Source organism: Corynebacterium hiratae (genome assembly GCF_009708045.1).
GTDB classification, from domain to species: Bacteria; Actinomycetota; Actinomycetes; order Mycobacteriales; family Mycobacteriaceae; genus Corynebacterium; species Corynebacterium hiratae.
In genome coordinates this window covers 268022-285244 of record NZ_VIOG01000001.1, presented here as the reverse complement: position 1 = coordinate 285244, position 17223 = coordinate 268022, and the positions used below count along the sequence as shown (strand labels likewise).

General features: G+C 60.2%; 17 protein-coding genes, 1 tRNA gene and 1 pseudogene. 6 read left to right on the top strand and 13 right to left on the bottom strand.

The genetic code is table 11. The features are described 5' to 3' along the window. Positions 1–105 precede the first annotated feature (105 nt). The 7 genes from aspA to FME68_RS01270 form a co-directional block, all read right to left on the bottom strand. Positions 106–1638, bottom strand: a complete 1533-nt coding sequence (gene aspA / locus FME68_RS01300) for an aspartate ammonia-lyase (RefSeq protein ID WP_158395478.1) — start codon at positions 1636–1638, stop codon at positions 106–108. 91 nt (positions 1639–1729) lie between these two features. Beyond that, positions 1730–2575, bottom strand: coding sequence for an ATP phosphoribosyltransferase (hisG, locus tag FME68_RS01295; protein WP_046649145.1), 846 nt, complete (start codon positions 2573–2575; stop codon positions 1730–1732). Positions 2576–2648: 73 nt separating this feature from the next. Then, positions 2649–2912: a phosphoribosyl-ATP diphosphatase gene (locus tag FME68_RS01290; protein ID WP_046649144.1), complete on the bottom strand. Its 264-nt coding sequence runs from the start codon at positions 2910–2912 to the stop codon at positions 2649–2651. Positions 2913–3016: 104 nt separating this feature from the next. After that, positions 3017–3742 (bottom strand): HAD family hydrolase, encoded by a 726-nt coding sequence (locus tag FME68_RS01285; RefSeq protein ID WP_070547426.1) that lies wholly within the window; start codon positions 3740–3742, stop codon positions 3017–3019. Beyond that, positions 3743–4126: a hypothetical protein gene (locus FME68_RS01280; protein ID WP_046649142.1), complete on the bottom strand. Its 384-nt coding sequence runs from the start codon at positions 4124–4126 to the stop codon at positions 3743–3745. A gap of 24 nt (positions 4127–4150) precedes the next feature. Beyond that, positions 4151–5395: a cysteine--1-D-myo-inosityl 2-amino-2-deoxy-alpha-D-glucopyranoside ligase gene (gene mshC / locus FME68_RS01275; protein WP_158395476.1), complete on the bottom strand. Its 1245-nt coding sequence runs from the start codon at positions 5393–5395 to the stop codon at positions 4151–4153. Between the two features lie 47 nt (positions 5396–5442). Next, entirely contained in the window at positions 5443–6294 is an 852-nt protein-coding gene (locus tag FME68_RS01270) for an undecaprenyl-diphosphate phosphatase (protein ID WP_180963872.1), read from the bottom strand. Positions 6295–6369: 75 nt separating this feature from the next. Between FME68_RS01270 and FME68_RS01265 the strand changes: the two genes are divergently transcribed. Continuing rightward, positions 6370–7401, top strand: coding sequence for an NHL repeat-containing protein (locus FME68_RS01265; protein WP_158395624.1), 1032 nt, complete (start codon positions 6370–6372; stop codon positions 7399–7401). Between the two features lie 50 nt (positions 7402–7451). Further along, a complete protein-coding gene (locus FME68_RS01260) occupies positions 7452–8564 on the top strand; it encodes a quinone-dependent dihydroorotate dehydrogenase (RefSeq protein ID WP_046649138.1) in 1113 nt (370 codons plus the stop codon). Positions 8565–8579: 15 nt separating this feature from the next. Here FME68_RS01260 and FME68_RS01255 read toward each other — a convergent pair whose 3' ends face one another. Both FME68_RS01255 and FME68_RS01250 read right to left on the bottom strand, forming a co-directional pair. Beyond that, positions 8580–8975 carry a hypothetical protein gene (locus tag FME68_RS01255; RefSeq protein WP_046649137.1) on the bottom strand — a complete coding sequence of 132 codons (396 nt, stop codon included), beginning with the start codon at positions 8973–8975 and terminating at the stop codon, positions 8580–8582. A gap of 23 nt (positions 8976–8998) precedes the next feature. After that, positions 8999–9562 carry a YbhB/YbcL family Raf kinase inhibitor-like protein gene (locus FME68_RS01250; RefSeq protein ID WP_046649136.1) on the bottom strand — a complete coding sequence of 188 codons (564 nt, stop codon included), beginning with the start codon at positions 9560–9562 and terminating at the stop codon, positions 8999–9001. Between the two features lie 242 nt (positions 9563–9804). On the opposite strand from FME68_RS01250, the gene FME68_RS01245 reads away from it, so the two are divergent. Beyond that, positions 9805–9890: transfer RNA gene (locus FME68_RS01245), tRNA-Leu, on the top strand. A 119-nt stretch (positions 9891–10009) separates the two neighbouring features. Here FME68_RS01245 and FME68_RS01240 read toward each other — a convergent pair. Then, positions 10010–10681: a DedA family protein gene (locus FME68_RS01240; RefSeq protein WP_439329279.1), complete on the bottom strand. Its 672-nt coding sequence runs from the start codon at positions 10679–10681 to the stop codon at positions 10010–10012. Between the two features lie 265 nt (positions 10682–10946). Here FME68_RS01240 and FME68_RS01235 point away from each other — a divergent pair, with 265 nt between their 5' ends. After that, positions 10947–11687 carry a TVP38/TMEM64 family protein gene (locus tag FME68_RS01235; protein ID WP_158395474.1) on the top strand — a complete coding sequence of 247 codons (741 nt, stop codon included), beginning with the start codon at positions 10947–10949 and terminating at the stop codon, positions 11685–11687. A gap of 37 nt (positions 11688–11724) precedes the next feature. Then, a complete protein-coding gene (locus tag FME68_RS01230; RefSeq protein WP_046649134.1) occupies positions 11725–12297 on the top strand; it encodes a hypothetical protein in 573 nt (190 codons plus the stop codon). Here the strand turns inward: FME68_RS01230 and FME68_RS01225 are convergent. Then, on the bottom strand, positions 12294–13142 hold the full coding sequence (locus tag FME68_RS01225) for a DUF3097 domain-containing protein (RefSeq protein WP_070547421.1): 849 nt from the start codon (positions 13140–13142) through the stop codon (positions 12294–12296). The two genes, FME68_RS01230 and FME68_RS01225, sit on opposite strands and share 4 nt — an antisense overlap. Positions 13143–13175: 33 nt before the next feature. Between FME68_RS01225 and FME68_RS01220 the strand changes: the two genes are divergently transcribed. Continuing rightward, the gene (locus tag FME68_RS01220; protein ID WP_049157678.1) at positions 13176–13943 is read left to right on the top strand and encodes an Rv1486c family protein; all 768 of its coding nucleotides are present in this window, start codon (positions 13176–13178) and stop codon (positions 13941–13943) included. On the opposite strand, the pseudogene FME68_RS01215 reads toward FME68_RS01220, so the two are convergent. Together FME68_RS01215 and FME68_RS01210 are read right to left on the bottom strand one after the other, a co-directional pair. After that, positions 13940–15057, bottom strand: a pseudogene (locus FME68_RS01215) (ferrochelatase). The gene FME68_RS01220 and the pseudogene FME68_RS01215 sit on opposite strands and share 4 nt — an antisense overlap. A 26-nt stretch (positions 15058–15083) precedes the next feature. Beyond that, entirely contained in the window at positions 15084–16988 is a 1905-nt protein-coding gene (locus FME68_RS01210) for a DIP1281 family NlpC/P60 protein (RefSeq protein ID WP_328287672.1), read from the bottom strand. Between the last annotated feature and the right edge of the window lie 235 nt (positions 16989–17223).

Sequence of the window (17223 nt, the reverse complement as noted above, 5' to 3'; positions counted from 1 at the left end):
GGTGTGGTTGAAAACGGGCACACGCCCGCGCCGCCATCATTGAGGCAGCGCGGGCGTGTGTTGTACAGCATGAGCGATTCGCTCTCGCTAGTGCTGGGCGACGATTTATTCGTCGATGTACAGCTGGCCGCGGAACTCCGGGTGCATGAGGTTTTCCACGGACAGAACCTTGTTGAGGGTTTCCTCGTCGAGCAGGCCCTTCTCCAGAACCAGTTCCTTGACTCCCTTGCCGGTCTTCAGGGACTCCTTGGCAATGAGGTCACCGTTGTGGTGGCCGATGAACGGGTTCAGGTAGGTGACGATACCGATGGAGTTCTCCACATAAGCACGGCAGACGTCAGCGTTGGCAGTGATGCCCACGACGCACTTCTCACGCAGGGTGTCGACGGCGTTGCCCATGATGCGGATGGACTGGAACAGTGCCTCACCGATGACCGGCTCCATAACGTTGAGCTGCAGCTGGCCTGCCTCAGCGGCCATGGTAACGACGTGGTCATTACCAAAGATCTTGAAGCAGACCTGGTTAACAACCTCCGGGATAACCGGGTTGACCTTACCCGGCATGATGGAGGAACCAGCCTGACGCGGCGGCAGATTAATTTCTGCCAGGCCAGCACGCGGACCAGAGGACAGCAGGCGCAGGTCGTTACAGATCTTGGCCAGCTTCATTGCTGCACGCTTGATGGTGGAGTGCAGCAGTACGTAAGCGCCACAGTCAGAGGTTGCCTCAATGAGATCGCGGGCGGTCTTAATCTCCAGACCAGTGACCTCGGACAGTGCGGCGGTGACCTGGTGGCGGTAGCCGGCCGGGGTATTCACGCCGGTACCGATAGCGGTTGCGCCGAGGTTGATCTCCAGCAGACGCTTCTGGGCGTCACGCAGGATGGCCTGCTCTTCCGCCAGGTTGTGCGCGAAGGCCTTGAATTCATCGCCAAGGGTCATCGGAACGGCATCCTGCAGCTGGGTGCGGCCCATCTTTAGGATGTCAACGAACTCATTGCCCTTGGCGTGGAATGCTGCCTGCAGGGTATCGATGCGCTCGATGAGGTCTTCCATGGCGTAGTAGATGCCCAAGCGGAAGCCGGTGGGGTATGCGTCGTTGGTCGACTGGGACATGTTGACATCATCGTTCGGGTTGATGATGTCGTAGGCACCCTTTTCCTCACCGAGGTGCTCGAGCGCCAAGTTGGCCACAACCTCGTTGGTGTTCATGTTGAGCGAGGTGCCAGCGCCACCCTGGAAGACATCCAGCGGGAACTGGTCCATGCAGCGGCCCACTTCGAGGATCTGGTCACAAGCCCAGATGATTGCCTCTGCCTTCTTCTTAGGAAGGACGTGCAGACGGCGGTTAGCCATCGCGGTTGCCTTCTTGACCTGCACCATACCGCGGATGAAATCCGGGATGGTGTTGATGGTGACGTAGGAAATCTGGAAGTTCTCGATAGCGCGCAGCGTATGAACGCCGTAGTACGCATCGCTCGGAACCTCCATGGAGCCGAGAAGATCAGTCTCAGTACGCGTCTTTTTGCTGGACGGGGACTTCGGAGCCTTGTTGGTGGCTTTTTCCTCGACCTGGGACTTCACGTCCTTGGTCTCCTTGGCCTCCGGCTGAGCATCCTTCTTAGTTGTCTTTGCCATCGGGGCTGACTCCTTGCATAAAAATCGAAGAACGATGATGGTCAGCCCCCATCGTAGCTAGGAGCGCGAATAAAATGCTTGGATTCTCCCCCTAAAAGCGGGCAATTCGCAGATCCGAGGCCAAGATTGCCTCGGCGCCGAGCCCTTCCAGCGCGTCCATCACCTGATTAGCCTGCTTGCGGGGCACCATGACGCGCACAGCCACCCACCCTTCGCGTGCCAGTGGTGAGATGGTGGGACCAGTCAAGCCGGGGGTCACAGCTTCGACGTCCGGGAGCTTCTCTTCCGCCACGTTGTAATCGAGCATGACATAGTGGCGGGCGTTGAGGATTCCGCGAATGCGGCTGAGCACAACGTTCTCTTCGGCCGTGACTTCTTCGCCCTCGCGCTTGATCACGACCGCCTCGGAAGAAACGATGGGTTCGCCAAAGGGCTTAAGCCCTTGCTGACGCAGGGTAGTTCCCGTTGAGACAACATCTGCGATCACGTCTGCGACACCGAGGTGAATCGAAATCTCTACCGCTCCGTCGAGGCGAATGACGTCAGCCTCAATTCCATTCGCGCTGAGGTGATTGCGCACAACGTTAGGGTACGAAGTGGCGATGCGCTTGCCCTGGAGCTTCGGAACATCCCACTGCTCCCCCGCTGGTGCTGCGTAGCGGAACGTCGAGGCGCCAAAACCGAGGTCCAAGACTTCGTTGAATTTCGCGCGCGAATCGAGAGCCAAGTCGCGGCCAGTAATCCCGAGATCAAGGACACCCTGCGCGACATAAATGGCGATATCTTTCGGACGCAGGAAGAAGAACTCGACGCCGTTGTCCTCATCCACTACGTTCAACGATTTATTGTGACCACGGCCCTTATATCCTGCTTCCTTGAGGATCTCCAGAGCGGCCTCGGACAGAGAGCCTTTGTTAGGGACGGCGATTTTGATCATGAGTGTGCGGTGCTTTCTACGGTGATTGCGCTGGTTGTTGAAACTGCTGGAAGCCCTCGTACTGGGCGGCCGATTAGAGGTAGGTGTAAATGTCCTCGAGCTTCAGGCCACGCTTGTGGGCCATGACTTGGAGCCAGTACAGCAGCTGCGACATCTCCTCGGCGAGCTCTTCATCGGACTGATACTCTGCGGCAATCCACACTTCGCCAGCCTCTTCGATGATTTTCTTGCCCAGGTGGTGGATCCCTTTGTCAAAAGCTTCCACGGTGCCGGAGCCTTCAGGGCGCTCGGCGATTTTCTGGGACAATTCCTCAAACAGGCTCTCAAAATTCTTCACAATGGCTTATTCTTCCACACTGCTGCATAAAATGCTTCCTCCCTAGCCGAAATCCCGACGGAAGGAGTCAACCGCTCCACCGCCCCGCAGCGAATCCGCGGCGGCTAGAGTGCGCGTAGGCGGTTGTACCAGTCGTGGACGTCGGCGGCTGAAGCGCCGTCGAGATGGCGGTGCTGGGTTCCGCGCAACTCGGTGATGACGGTCGCCTCCTCCGGTACCGCAACGTGGTCGCCCTCGGGCAACGCGATAACGGTGCAGCCGGCGTCGACAGCCGCGCGCATGCCGGCTGCAGAATCTTCAAAGACCAGGCAATCCTGCGGTAAGGCGCCTACCCGGCGGGCAGCTTCGGCATACATGTCCGGAGCGGGCTTGCCCCGCGGGACTTCGTCACCGCAAATCGTGTCCACGAAGTAGTGTCGGCCTAAAGCAGCAATCGCGGAGTCAGCCACGTAACGTTCGGTATTCGTGGTCACCATCATGGACACACCCAGCTCCTTGAGCTCACCAAGCAGCTCCGGAATACCCGGGAAAATCTCGAGGTGTTCGGCGAAAAGGGACTTGACATAGTCGAACATGAGCCGGCGGTACTTTTCGGTATCTCCCGGCTGAAGCACGACGCCCGCCTTATCGGCGCAGATGGCTAAGGTGTCCTCGAACGTGGCACCTACCGTGGCTAACCGCTCCGTCGGCGTTAGTCGGCGTCCCAGCGTTTCGGAGAGGTGGAAGGTGGCTTGCTCCCAAAGGGGCTCGGAATTAGTAAGGGTGCCATCCATATCCCAGAAGATCGCTGCGGGACGGGTAGCACCTGCAGCCTGCTCGCTATCAGTCAATTAAAAATCCAGTTCCGGTAGCTGTGCCAAGGCATCGTCATCCGCGCCGGTGGCCGCCGAGGCAGAGTGAATAAGCTCCGTGAGCTCCTCCTTTTCCTCCGGCTCCAGCACTGCGTCAGCATTCTTTCGGTTGAAGGCGGCGAGTTTCTCCACGGAGGGGCGCACCGCTGCACTCAACAGCCCACCTTCCGGATCATCGGGCAGCTTATCCAGATCATCGAGGAAGGACTCGAGGATGCTGCGAAGATCCGGGAGCACCGTTGCATCGAACGGTGCCTCCCAGAACTCCTTTTCCTCTTCCTTGAGATAATCCCCGGTGGCAAAGGACTCGAGGTTGGACATGAACTCATCTACGGTGGGCTGGAATTCGGCGCGAATCGTCATGAGCTAAATCATGCCTGAAGTTGTCTAGAGGCGCACGCCCAGCAGAGAATTAAGTGCAGTGCGCAGCAAGCCGGACGCCTCCTCATCCGAAGCACCAGCCTGCAGTGCCTTATCTGCCCATTGATCGATGACCTCAAGGGCACGTGGCGTATCGAGGTCGTCGGCCAAGGCACGACGCACGTGGTGCACGACCGCCTTGACTTCCTCCACGTTGCCTGCCGTGCGGGAAGCCGCCCACCAGCGCTCCAGCCGCTCCTGCGCGGTGTTCAGGACCGCATCGGACCAGTCACGGTCGGCTCGATAATGGCCGGCGAACACACCGAGACGGATGGCCGAAGGGTCGACGCCCGCCTCGACGAGCTTGTGGACGAACACCAGGTTGCCCAATGACTTCGACATCTTGGTGCCATCCAAACCGATCATGCCGGTATGCACATAGGACTGGGCCATGCGCTCTACACCCAACGCTGCTTCCGCATGGGCCGCGGAGAATTCGTGGTGCGGGAACTTCAGATCCGATCCGCCGCCCTGGATATCAAAGCTGGACCCGAGCCGGTTGGTCGCGATGGCGGAACACTCGATGTGCCAGCCCGGACGCCCCGGGCCAAACGGAGATTCCCAGGCGGGTTCGCCCTCGCGGTGGGCGCGCCAAATGAGCGCATCCAAAGGATCCCGCTTGCCGGGACGGTCCGGGTCACCGCCGCGCTCGGCAAAGAAGGTCTCCATCTGCTCGCGAGAATAATTCGACTCGTAGCCGAAGTTCTTCGTGGCCTCAATGGAAGCGTAGATGTCCGGGAACTCAGGATCGTCGACAACGTAGGCTGCATCGGCGTCGAGAAGCGCCTGCACCATGACCGTAATCTCGTCGATGGCCTCCATCGCTCCGACGAAGTGCTGAGGCGGAAACACGGAGAGCAGCTCCATGTCCGAGCGGAAAAGATTAATCTGCGAGGTGCCCAGTTCGCGCCAATCCACACCGTCGCGCTCAGCGCGCTCGAAGAGCGGATCATCCACGTCGGTGATGTTCTGGGCGTAATTCACGGTGTAGCCATTATCCAGCAATTGGCGGTAAATCAGATCAAACGTCAGATAGGTCGCTGCATGGCCCAGGTGAGTGGAATCATAAGGGGTAATGCCACAGACATACATCGTGGCGGTCTCCCCCTTGATGTTGAGCTTCTTTACCTCTTCATCAGCGGAATCATAGAGGTGAAGCGGCGACGGGGCGCCAGGGACGGAATCGATGTGCGGGACAGGCCAAGATTGCATGGGCACCATCCTAACGTGTGGTCCCACCGCCGCGGGCGCATGGCCGGTTAGGGGGCAAGAACCCCGAGGCCCAGCAACAGCATGACGAGAAGCCCGACAGGAATGCGGTAGGCCGCAAACCATTCGAAGGAGTGGCTGCCCACGAACTTCAGCAGCCACGCAATAGACGCATAGCCGACGACGAATGCGATGAGCGTGCCGACGAGCAGCTGGGCGCCGGTGGCAGACTGCCCCACGGTGGGGCCGAAGGCGTCGCCAAGCGAAAACAGCCCCGAAGCCATGACCGCAGGAATGGCCAAGAGGAAGCTAAAGCGCGTCGCCACCTCGCGATCCAAGCCCAAAAAGAGGCCGCCCGAAATCGTTCCTCCCGAGCGCGAGACACCTGGGATAAGTGCCAAGCACTGGCACAGGCCCATGACGATGGCATCGCGCATCGTCAGTTCCTCGAAGCTGCGTTCCTTCTTCCCTACCCTCTCGGCGATGATGAAAACGAAAGAGAAGAGCACAAGCATAGATGCGGTAATCCACAGGTTGCGCAGGTTATCCCTAATCAGGTCCTTGCCCAGCACACCCAGGATGCCGATGGGGATAGAACCGACGATGACCATCCATCCCATGCGATAATCCTGGCCGCGCTGCTCCTTGTGCACGAGGCCTATGAACCAGCCTTTGAGGATCTGCCAAATCATTCCCGCGAAGTACACGATCACTGCCAACTCGGTGCCGAGCTGGATGACCGCAGTGAAGGAGGCACCTGCGTCTTGGCCCCAAAACAGGGTGGACACGATGCGCAGGTGTCCGGAAGAGCTCACGGGCAGGAATTCGGTGAGGCCTTGGACGAGGGAGAGGATGATGACCTGCATCCATGTCATGGCTTCAGTTGTCGCTGTTGTAGTCACCCGCGACAGCCTACTAGCGCGGTCCATGGCTTCCGGTTTCCACCACGCTGACTGCTAGGATGAGGGATCGTGAAAATGCGTCGTGTTCTGCTTTCTTCTGCCCTTCTCACCAGTGCCTGCGCTCTTGCCGCCTGCAATCCCACGGTTGGTGTTGGCGCAGATCCCAATTCCGCGGTCTATGGCAAGGCCGAACCCGCCTCCTCCCCGGCGGCCACCAAGCCGGTGGGCAACGTCGTCCCCTTCGATGCCGTGTCGGATCTCGCCGCAGTCGGTGACGTCCTTGCAGTTCGCACCGATGAGTCACTCGCCGTAGGTACTGCCGATGACTTCACCGAGGAGAAGGCCACCACGGTATCCGTCGATGCGAAATGTGGCGACCTGACTGTCTCCGACCAGCACTTCCTTCTCGCCTGTGGGGATAAGGTACTGCTTTTTGATCCCCAGAAGCCTGATTCCCCCCAGGAGTTGGCAGTGAATGAGGAGACGCCGGTGACGGTGGCCGCAGAGGCCTCCAGCGGCGAGGTTTTTGTGGGCTCTCGGGAGTCCACGACTATCGGGGTCTACGTGGACGGTGAACGGAGCAGCGATATCACGGTGGAAGCAGGCTCGGATCAGCTCATCTCCGTGCCTAATCCGGATGGCGCCGACGGCATCGTCCGCATCTTCAGGGAGGACTCCACAATTCAGTCGTTGGACTGGGAGAAGGATCGCGCGGGTGGACGCCTTCGCTCTGGCCAGGGCGTGGGACAGATCGCGGGCGGTGAGGGCGCCGTGGTCGTAGCTTCAGACACCGTGGGCAAACGCGTGGCCATTTACACCGCCAGCGACGTCATCCGCCTGCATCAGTACGGAAACACCGACGGCACGCCGTGGGGCGTGGCCTGGGACGCAGAGCGTTCCTTGGCTTGGGTGACCACCACTGACAACAATCTGTTGCACGCCTTCACCGTCGCTGCGGGTGTTCCGGAGTCCGTCGGCAGCATGGCCACGGTGGCGGACGCTCAGAACGTTGCCGTGCTTGGCGACGGCACCCTCGTCACCGCCTCAGCTAGCGGTGACGGCCTCCAGTTCATCAGCGATCCGCAACTCGACGAGACACCCCGCTAACTTTCACCATCCCGCCCCTTTTGATTTTCACTTCTTTTTAAGGACACCGCATGCAGTACTCAGCCCTTGACCGTGCCCGCCACGCGGCCTACCAGGCCGCGTTGAAGGGAATGTTCAAACTCAGCCCGGAACGTATCCACGGCATCATCAATGGCGGTCTCGCCGCGCTTCAGGTCGCCTCGCCGCTTAACCGTGCGCTGGGCAAGATCGTACCGGTCACTGATCCGGTCCTAGCGCAAGAGGTCTTTGGCGTGCGCTTCCCGCGCCCGCTGGGGCTGGCCGCAGGTTTTGATAAGAATGCGGCGGCTGCCGACGTCTGGTCCCCCATCGGCTTCGGATACGCCGAGCTCGGCACCATCACCCCGAAGGCGCAGCCGGGCAATCCAGCTCCCCGACTTTTCCGGCTCAAGGCTGACAAGGCCATCTTGAACCGCATGGGCTTTAACAACGAGGGCGCGCTGGTGGCTGCCCGCAACCTACGCAAGCGCCGCTCTAACGATGTCGTGGGCATCAACATCGGTAAGAACAAAGTCACTGAAGCTGAGCATGCGGTGGATGACTACCGCCAATGCGCATCAGTGTTAGGGGATCTGGCCGATTATGTCGTGGTCAACGTCTCCTCCCCTAATACCCCGGGCCTGCGCGACCTGCAGGCGGTGGAATCCCTGCGCCCCATTATGGAGGCCGTGGTGGAATCGACGTCCTCGCCGGTCTTGGTGAAGATTGCACCGGACCTCAGCGATGAAGATATTGATGCCGTAGCTGATATGGCCGTAGAGGTTGGACTAGCAGGCATTGTGGCCACAAATACCACCATCTCACGCGAGGGGTTGGTAACCCCGGCTGAGGAGGTCGCGGCGATGGGAGCCGGCGGCGTGTCCGGCCCTCCGGTGGCTGCGCGCTCGCTGGAGGTCCTGCAGCGCCTCCACTCCCGTGTGGGCGATAAGCTGGTTCTGATCTCGGCCGGTGGTATCTCCACCCCGGAGCAGGCGTGGGAGCGTATCACCGCAGGAGCCTCGCTGCTGCAGGGCTACACCGGCCTGATCTACGGCGGCCCGGATTGGATCCGCGACATCCACCGTGGCATTGCTCAGCAGATTCACGCTCACGGCTTGAGCAACATCTCGGAGGCTGTAGGTTCCGGCCTGGAATGGGCGGACTAGACCGCCACGGCGGTCCTAGCGCAAGGTGCGGCGGATAATGACCGCACACAACCCTGCTGCGACGGCGTACAGGAAGACCACGTACTGGCCCATCGTGGTGAGAACCGTGTTGGGAAGCGCCCGGCTGGCGATGATGAGGACGAGCGCCAGGACCAGGGCGATGATCTGCTCGCGGCTGCCCCGCTGATCGCGGCGTTGGGTGCTGAATGCGCCGACGAGAAGCGCCGCACCCACAATGGCCAGGCGGCGCCATGTCCATTCGAAGGTAGCTCCCCAGCCGTCGGTAAATATGGATACGAGCCCGAATAGCGCGAGCACGGCGGCCAGCAGCATGAAGGCGCCGCCCACGCGCAGGGCGGCGGGGATGTCTACTCCGTCGGTGGTGGGGTTGGTCTCCGGATTCTTACTCATTGTGATGAGTGTAATTGGCCCTTTTAGTGGGCTTCGTACCAGCCCCAGGTAACCGCACGGCCAAGCGTGTGGAAGAAGAGGTTGAAACCGAGGACCGTTGGAGTGGCGTCCGGATCAATGTCCAGTTTTTCTACGTCAACGGCGTGTACGGCGAACAAGTAGCGGTGCGGAGCATGCCCGGCTGGCGGCTGGGGTCCGTAGTAGACGCGTTGGCCGCTATCGCCTCGCAGGCTGATGACACCGTCGTGGCCGAGGTCTTCAGCAGAGCCGGCACCAGTAGGTAGCTCGCGGACATCGGCAGGAATGTTGAAAGCCGCCCAGTGCCAGAAACCTGAGCCCGTTGGTGCGTCAGGATCAAAGCAGGTGACGGCGAAGGACTTAGTTCCCTCCGGTACGTCGGACCACGACAGCTGCGGGGACACATTCTCAGGCGCGCGGAAACGCTCCGCGATCTCTGAGCCTTCCTCGATGTCAGAGGACGTCACGGTGAAGCTGGGGACATCTCCCAACGGTGCGTAAGGGTCCGGGCCCGGGAAACGAGAGTCAGTGGCGTAGTTCACGGTGGTATCTGAAGTGTTGCTAGTCATAGATCCCTTTGTACCGGAAAGCTATATTCAGCGCGCCGATTTAGGGTGCAGACGCCATATACAGGGCTTGCGGGTGCACCGTCCGGCACGCGCAAGCGCTAACGAACAACGTACTTTCACCGGTGTGTTTTCAACCCTTAAAAGTAGCGTGAAAACATGGCGTGTAGTGCTGATTTGTGAAGTGGCACCGGTTCGGGATACAGTATTCGAGTGCCCAGCCGAGAGGCTGAACAAACACCCTAGCCCGGGTGGCGGAATGGCAGACGCGCTAGCTTGAGGTGCTAGTGTCCTATTAACGGACGTGGGGGTTCAAGTCCCCCCTCGGGCACAACCGAAACCCCGTGTTTCGCACCATCGGAAAAGATGATGTGAGACACGGGGTTCCTGCTTTCGTAGGTCCGGCCCGGCGGCCGCGGGCGCCCCGACTTGGAGGCCCCGCACAATCCCCTATCCCGCTGTAGTAATAGTGGGTTCCCGCTCTTCGACTACCGTGGCTTTCTTCTTCGACGTGACGTAGCTGTGTACTGCCTTGATCGCAATGGGAGCTACTGACAGCGCAATAATGAGCAGCATGATCTTCTCAATCGAGTTGGCGATGCCCGGAATATTGCCCAGAAAGACGCCGACGAGGTTCATAGAAAGCACCCAAGCCACTGCCCCGCTGACATTCCAGCCAATGAACTTCTTATAGCGCATCCCGGCCGTCCCGGCAGCCACCGGGATGAAGGTACGTACGATCGGAACGAACCGTCCCAGCACCAAAGCAAGAGGGCCGTGCTTGCGGAAAAAATTCTCCGCGGTGTTAAGGTACTCCAACTTGAGAAGCCGTGCATCCTGCTTAAACAACCCGCGCCCGAAGCGGTGGCCAATCCAATAGCCCACTTGATCACCCGCAATAGCAGCAACGATGCCCACGGTGATAAGCAGCCACAGTGAGACATGGAGATCGTGGCGCAGAATCGCGGCGGTCACCAGAAGGGAGTCTCCCGGAAGAAACGGAAAGAGCACGCCTGATTCGATGAATACAACGAGCGCAATTCCGCCAATCACCCACGGCCCGAACGCTTCGAGTAAGGTGGCCGCGTCCATATAGGACGTGAGGTTATGAAGAAAGTCCAAGATCCACTCCACAAAGATCATCGGTGTCAGGACAGACACGAAAGGAAAGCAGTGCGGATGAGCACCGCTCTTCAGTATCCTCCGCGAAGTCCATATCGTATGCACTGGATCGGGGCTTGCCAGCAAGTTGGGGCGAAACTGCCAGCACCTGCCCAGACGGCGTCGATATCTGCTTTACTTTCCTCGCCGCTGGGGATGGTGCGAGTTTTCTTCATGCAGCCTGAATGAGGGATCAGCAGCCTTGTAGCGCTAGGCTTGAAGCCCTATGAAATCTGGTTGGGTGCGCAGCGTCGGTGACTTCTTCGTGTCACTGGGACGATCGGCGCGGCAGAGCTTTCGTCGCTGGAGCTGGAAGCGGTGGGCAGCAGTAATCGTCGCCGGCGCGGCGTTGATTGTAGGTGCCGTGCTTGTCGACGTCCCCTCGCTCGCCGTGCTGCGTTTGTGGTCGGAGCACCTTGGGCCTTGGTTCGTTGTGGCCTTTACAGGGGCCTATGTTTTCTTCACGCAGTTTCCTATCCCCCGAACCGTATGGACGCTCGCCGCTGGACTGCTTTTCGGTCCGTGGCTGGGGTTGGCCATCTCCCTCGTGGCGCTGACCATTTCCGCTACCGTTTCCTTGCTCATTGTGCGCAGCCTGCTCGGTGAGTGGATTCGTCCACACCTCACGCACCCAGCGGTGTACGCAATCAACGCTCGACTCGACCGGCGCGGCTGGCTGGCTGTAGCGTCACTGCGGATGGTGGCGGGAGTTCCTTTTTCCTTACTCAACTATGTCGCCGCGCTGACTCCCATTTCGGTCATGCACTTCTCCGTAGCCACGCTCATCGGCTCTATCCCCACGACCGCCATCGGCGTCTTCTTTGGGGATGCGCTCACAGGCTCCACGAGCCCCTACACCATTGTCGCCTTCCTGTTAGCGGCCGCGCTCGGGGCCGTTGGGCTCATCCTTGACACGCGTTTGCCGCTTGCCCCCGGAACGCACGGCTCGGTCAAGCGCAAGGGGTAGACTGGGCCTTGTTTCTCTCTGGAAGGAGTCCCGCACTGTGCTAGCAGTCCACGCCCGTTACCGCGGCCGCTCGGTACGCCGAGCTGATTTGGTTCAACGCTCCGCCGCTGCCTTGTCCACCCTGGAAGGCATTGGTGAATTCGAGGTTCTCGGTGTCGAGGATATCTGCGCCGTGGCCTATTCCTCTTCCGCAGTCTGCGATGTTGTGATGGCGCTGCTTGCGGACGGTGATTGGGCCATCGGCATCGGAGTTATTCCCGGTCAAGGGGCTGGTGACGCCGAAACTCGGGCGGTGGCTACCGCCGCGGTCAAAGGCTCCGCTCGTGCGGGGCACGTCTACGCCAAGGTGGATCGTCGCGGAAGGGCACAGCAAGCACAGGATATTGCGGCGGCCTTCGCCCTTTTAGGCTTTGTCTTGAACAAGCGCACGATGGAGGGCCGCGAGGCCACCTCGCTGGTACGCGGCGGGCTGAACCAAAATGAGGCCGCTGAAGAACTGGGCATATCCAAACAGGCGATGTCCCAACGCCTGCAAGCTGCGGGCTGGGCGGCAGAGACCGCCGGCTGCCAGCTGGCGGTCAACCTCATCGACCGAGCAAATGCGGATTAGAGTAAATCCTCTTTGCTCAGCTCCGGTGTGGTGACGAAGTCCACGAGCCGCTCTACCGCACCGATCAGCGTGGAATCCAGATCCCGGAATGACGTCACGGCGTTGTAGACGCGGCTCCAGCCTTCCTTAGGGTCAGACCATCCAACACGGCGGCAGATGCCAGTCTTCCAGTCCTCTCCAAAGGGCACGTCCGGCCAGGCTCGCAGCCCGAGGCGCTCAGGTTTGACTGCTGCCCAGATATCAATGAAGGGATGCCCGGTAACGAGCACGTGCTCGCCGACCGTCTGCGTCAACCGCGTCTCCTTCGATCCTTCGACAAGGTGATCCGCCAAAACCCCTACGCGGCGTCCAGGGCCCGGCTGAAATTCGGCGAGACGTTCCTCGAGGTTGTCCAGACCTTCGAGGTATTCGACGACCACACCTTCCACGCGCAGGTCGTGGCCCCACACCTTTTCCACGATGGCGGCATCGTGGATGCCCTCGACCCAAATGCGTGATGGCGCGGCTACCTTCGCTTCCACATTTTCCACGCGGCGTGATCCTGAATTGGACTTGCGGGGTGCTTGCTTTTCGACGTAGCGGGTCAGCGTAACCGGCTGCCCCTCCAATAAAAATCCACCTTTGACGAGTTTGAAGACACGTGCGTTTCCGTGCCGATCCTCGAGCCGCACTACTGGGCCCCACACGGTCTTGTCAACGCCTAAGACCGCTCCCACAAAATCATCACCGCGAACCTCGACCACCATGCCTGGTTCTGCGGGTACCTCGGGGTACTCCGTCTTCTTGTTGCGTGCATGTCCGGCAAAAATATCGCCGCCATAGGGGTCCCGGGAATTCAAGCTCATAGCGGTCTACCCTATCGTCTACACTGTCCAGCCATGGATATGCGCGCCGAAGTCTGGTCCCCTCTACAAAACGTTGCCGTGTGGCTTGGAGCGTGGTTGTGGGGCCAGGAATCTACCGATGACTTCCTCGACGCTCTCACTGAGCTTGGCGGCGAGCAAGTAGCCGCTGACGGTAAGCCTTTCGTTAATGTTATGTCACTTCTAAGGCGCGAGTCGGCCGCGATCATCGAGCGCGGTGAACGCGAGCCATTGCTGCGGCTGGTCCTTTCTGGGCCCGGCGAAGCGCCGGCTCTTCCGGCGGGATCCGAGTCCGCTCAAGCTGCGGTCGAAAACCCGGCCGGCGCCATCGTTGTGCGCACCAACGATCCTGATAGGAATTTAGTGCTTATCCCCACCTACATCGCAGGTGTGACGCGGTGGACGGTGATTGAGGAAACGGACCCGTTGCCCTCGCCCGCGTGGCTGAGCCCAGGAGAAGCGGATGCGCTGCTGAGCACTGCAACGAATGAATCGGCCTCTCTCATCGAAGCAACGGGGTATCGCAGCGATGCTCTCCCCAACCCGCGGCTGACCGTAGGTACGCTGAGCGACTTCTACGACACCCCGGGCTTGCCCTCAGCGGTGCCGGGGCGTGCGGCAAAGCTCTTTGCTCGGGCTGACCGGGTTGCTGCCATTATCGAGACGGTGACTGATCGAGTCCAAGACCACAGCCTCGATCCGCAGCTTCTGCGCCTGTGGCGCCACATCCGCCAAGCGCGCATGGCGGGAGTGGCCTACGCGTTAAGCGAATTCGCACGCTAGTGAGGCTTGCGCAGCGACCAAATATCGCAGCAACCATCGGCGCAGGGCTCGCCGTTGACCGTGCACCCCTGCACTGTGACCTCGCCGAGGGACGCGGGCACACTGCCCTGCTCTAGTTCCTCGATCAGATCCACGATCAGCGATGCAAAGCGCTCAGACGGCCCGGCGGTGCGGGTGCGGTAGACACTGACGCCCATCGCATCGGCGGCCTGCTTGAGCTCGGAATCGAGATCCCAGATCACCTCCATGTGATCAGAGATGAATCCGATGGGACAGACGACGACGCCGTCGACGCCTTCCTCTTCGTGGATCCGTGTGGTGTGGTCTACGATGTCTGGTTCCAGCCACGGTGTGGCCGGGTTACCAGAGCGCGATTGCCACACGAGGTCATAGTCCTTAACGCCGGCGCCTCGGCGACGAGGCGAGAGGCCGCCGCCACCTGGCGGGAGTAAATATGTTTATCCCCTTCGTCACCTCCAACCGCATCGTGTGCCGTGGGCACTGAGTGCGCGGTGAAGAGCATGCGAGTGCTAGCCAGCTTGTCGTCCGGAACCTGCGTGTAGGCCTCCCGGACAGCGGCAGCCATTTCCTCTACAAACTTCGGGTGATCGAAGAACTGGCGCAGCTTGGTGAAGGTTATGTCTGGAAGGTTCTTATCCTCAACGTGCTGACGCAGGGCAACGATGTCTTCGTTGTATTGCCGGCAGGCGCTGTAGCCGCCCCAGGCCGAGGTGGCAAACACGGCGACGCTGCGCACTCCGTCCGCTGCCATCTGGTCAACGGCCTCTGTCCCAAAGGGATGCCAGTTACGGTTGCCAAAATAGACCGGCAGATTATGTCCGCGATCCGAAAGCTCTGCCGAGATATTGTCGATGATCTCTCGATTCAGTGCATTGAGCGGGCTTACGCCGCCGAAATGAAAGTAGTGCTCCCCTACTACTTCGAGGCGCTCACGGGGAATGCCACGGCCGCGGGTTACATTCTCCAAAAATGGAACAACCTCCTCGTTTCCTTCCGGGCCACCGAAAGAAAGAACGAGGAGGGCGTCAAATGAGGAGGGCACCGAATCGGTGCTGTGGGCGTTGCCCTGGGCAGTACGCAGTGTGTCAGTCATACAGCCCAGTCTAGCAACGCGCCTTGTTAGATCAGGCGCACGGCATAGGGGGCCATGCCGCCTTGGCGTACTGGGGTGATACTGACGTTTTGGCCAGACTGGGGAGCTTCAACCATGGTGCCATCACCAAGGTAGATCGCCACGTGCTGGTTGCCGTTCGGGCCATAGAAGATAAGGTCGCCGCGCTCCATTTCGCTCGGAGAAATCTTCGTTCCCTTCTGGTACTGGTAACCGGTGTAGTGCGGCAAGGAGATACCCACACCCGCGAAGGCATACAGAACCAGACCCGAGCAGTCGAAACCAACCTTGTTGTAGTCACCGTGGGAGTCTGCAACGCCTCCATCACGGATGCCCTTGGTAGGGCCATTTGCGTCACCGCCGCCCCACGCATACGGAACTCCGACCTGGGAGGTGGCGCGCTCAATCACGGTCTCGATCTTTGCTTCGCGGGAGGCGTCGCCCAGCGTTGCCGATGCCTCCTTGGTCACGCTGTCGGTGGTATCAAGCTCTTCTAGGACGCCGGACACATCGGAGGCAAGAAAATCCTCGTCCTCAGTGGCCGTGGTTGTGGATGCCGATTCGCTCGTCGACGTCTCGGTGGATCCCGCTGCCGTGGACCCCGTGCTCTCGCCTTCGCCCTGAAGAGCAAACAGCTTCGAAGAGCCCTGCACAAGCGCGTCGATCTCGTCCTGGGTCAAGCTGTTGTTGTGGTTAGGCTGGGACGCCGCCACCATCGAGGCGACGGTTCCAACTACGCCGATGCCGAGGGCAACAGTCTCAGGATCGATGTCACCCGGATCAAAAGAGCTGCCGCCTCGGGGCTGCCCTGTCTCCTTCTTCTCAGAGCCCGTTGCGCGAGTAGAAGACAGCTCCTGCACGTTTGGATCCGAAGCAACCGCGTTTGCAGCGCTTGAAAGTTCCTTCATCTCCTCCGCAGAGGCCGCAGGGGTCGAGCGTTGTGCTTGGAGCGTAGGAGTCTTGGCATCAGAGGCCGAAGGGCCAGCCGGTGCGTTGGTCGTGGACTCGGCGGCAGTCGTTGTGTTGGCGGGCTCGGACGGGACTACCGTGGGCTCATCGGCGTCGTCGGTGGCCTCGGTGGCGTCCTGCGTATCGCTCTGCACCTCCGAAGTCAACGCTCCATCGTTGACCTCTGTTCCAGCCTCAGGGGTTGACACTTCATTTTCGTCAACCCCCTTAGCTTGATTGAGGGCCTTATGGAGAGCGGAGAGTTGTGAGAGAAGATCATCGCGCTCGGATGCCGAATCCTTGATGGAGGCTTCGGAGGCGGTGAGCTGATCGCGTGCCGCGGTCTCGGCATCGGCGGCCCGGTCTGCGCGCTCCTCAGCAAGCTGCTGGGTCTTACGCAGCTGAGATTCCTTATTGGCCTTTTCCGTCCGCTGCTTTTCCAAGTCACGCAACACGGCCTGTTGCTTATCGGATTGTGAACGGAGATAGGACTGACGTTCAAGCATATCCGAGCGGGCATCCTTACCTGCTGCATGCGCAACAGTGTCGGAGGTATTGGCGCGGCGGTAGGCCGAACGTGAGACCTCGTCCAACTTTGCTTGCGCATCCGCGACATCCGCCTGCGCGGCGTCGAGTTGCTCGCGCGCCGTCGTGGTCCCCTGGCGTGCCTGGGCCGCCTTGGTCCGAGCGTCGTTGAGATCGACGAGCGCCCGGTTCACAGATTCGCGTTGGATACCGATGGCCGCTTCAGCTTGAGCGATACGTTCCTCGATCTGCGCGATAGCGCCGGCGAGGTCAGCGATGGACGGATTATCGGAGGATAGCAGGGAGTCGATGTTGAGCTGCTCAGGTTCCGCCGCCACTGCAGGAGTGAGCGAGGAGGCAGTAGATAAGGCTGCAGTGGTCGCAATAGCAGCGAAGGCTGCTTTGAAGCGCCGGAAGCCGAAGGATGATGTGGTGGCCACGAGAGTTATCTCCTAGACACCTACCCATGTAGTTGTGCATCCCTACAGTATTTCCTCATGGCTGGGCGAAGCCGGATGCGGCAGCAGAAAACGCCGCCGGGACTTGAGGATGTTTCTTCGCCAATAGCGAGTAGGTACTGCGGGGGTGCGTCGCCTCCCCCACCACTTCGAAGCTGAAAGGTTGCATGCGTGCCTAAGGAAAGCCGTGCGCTTCCTAGAGTTACGCCTTCGAGGC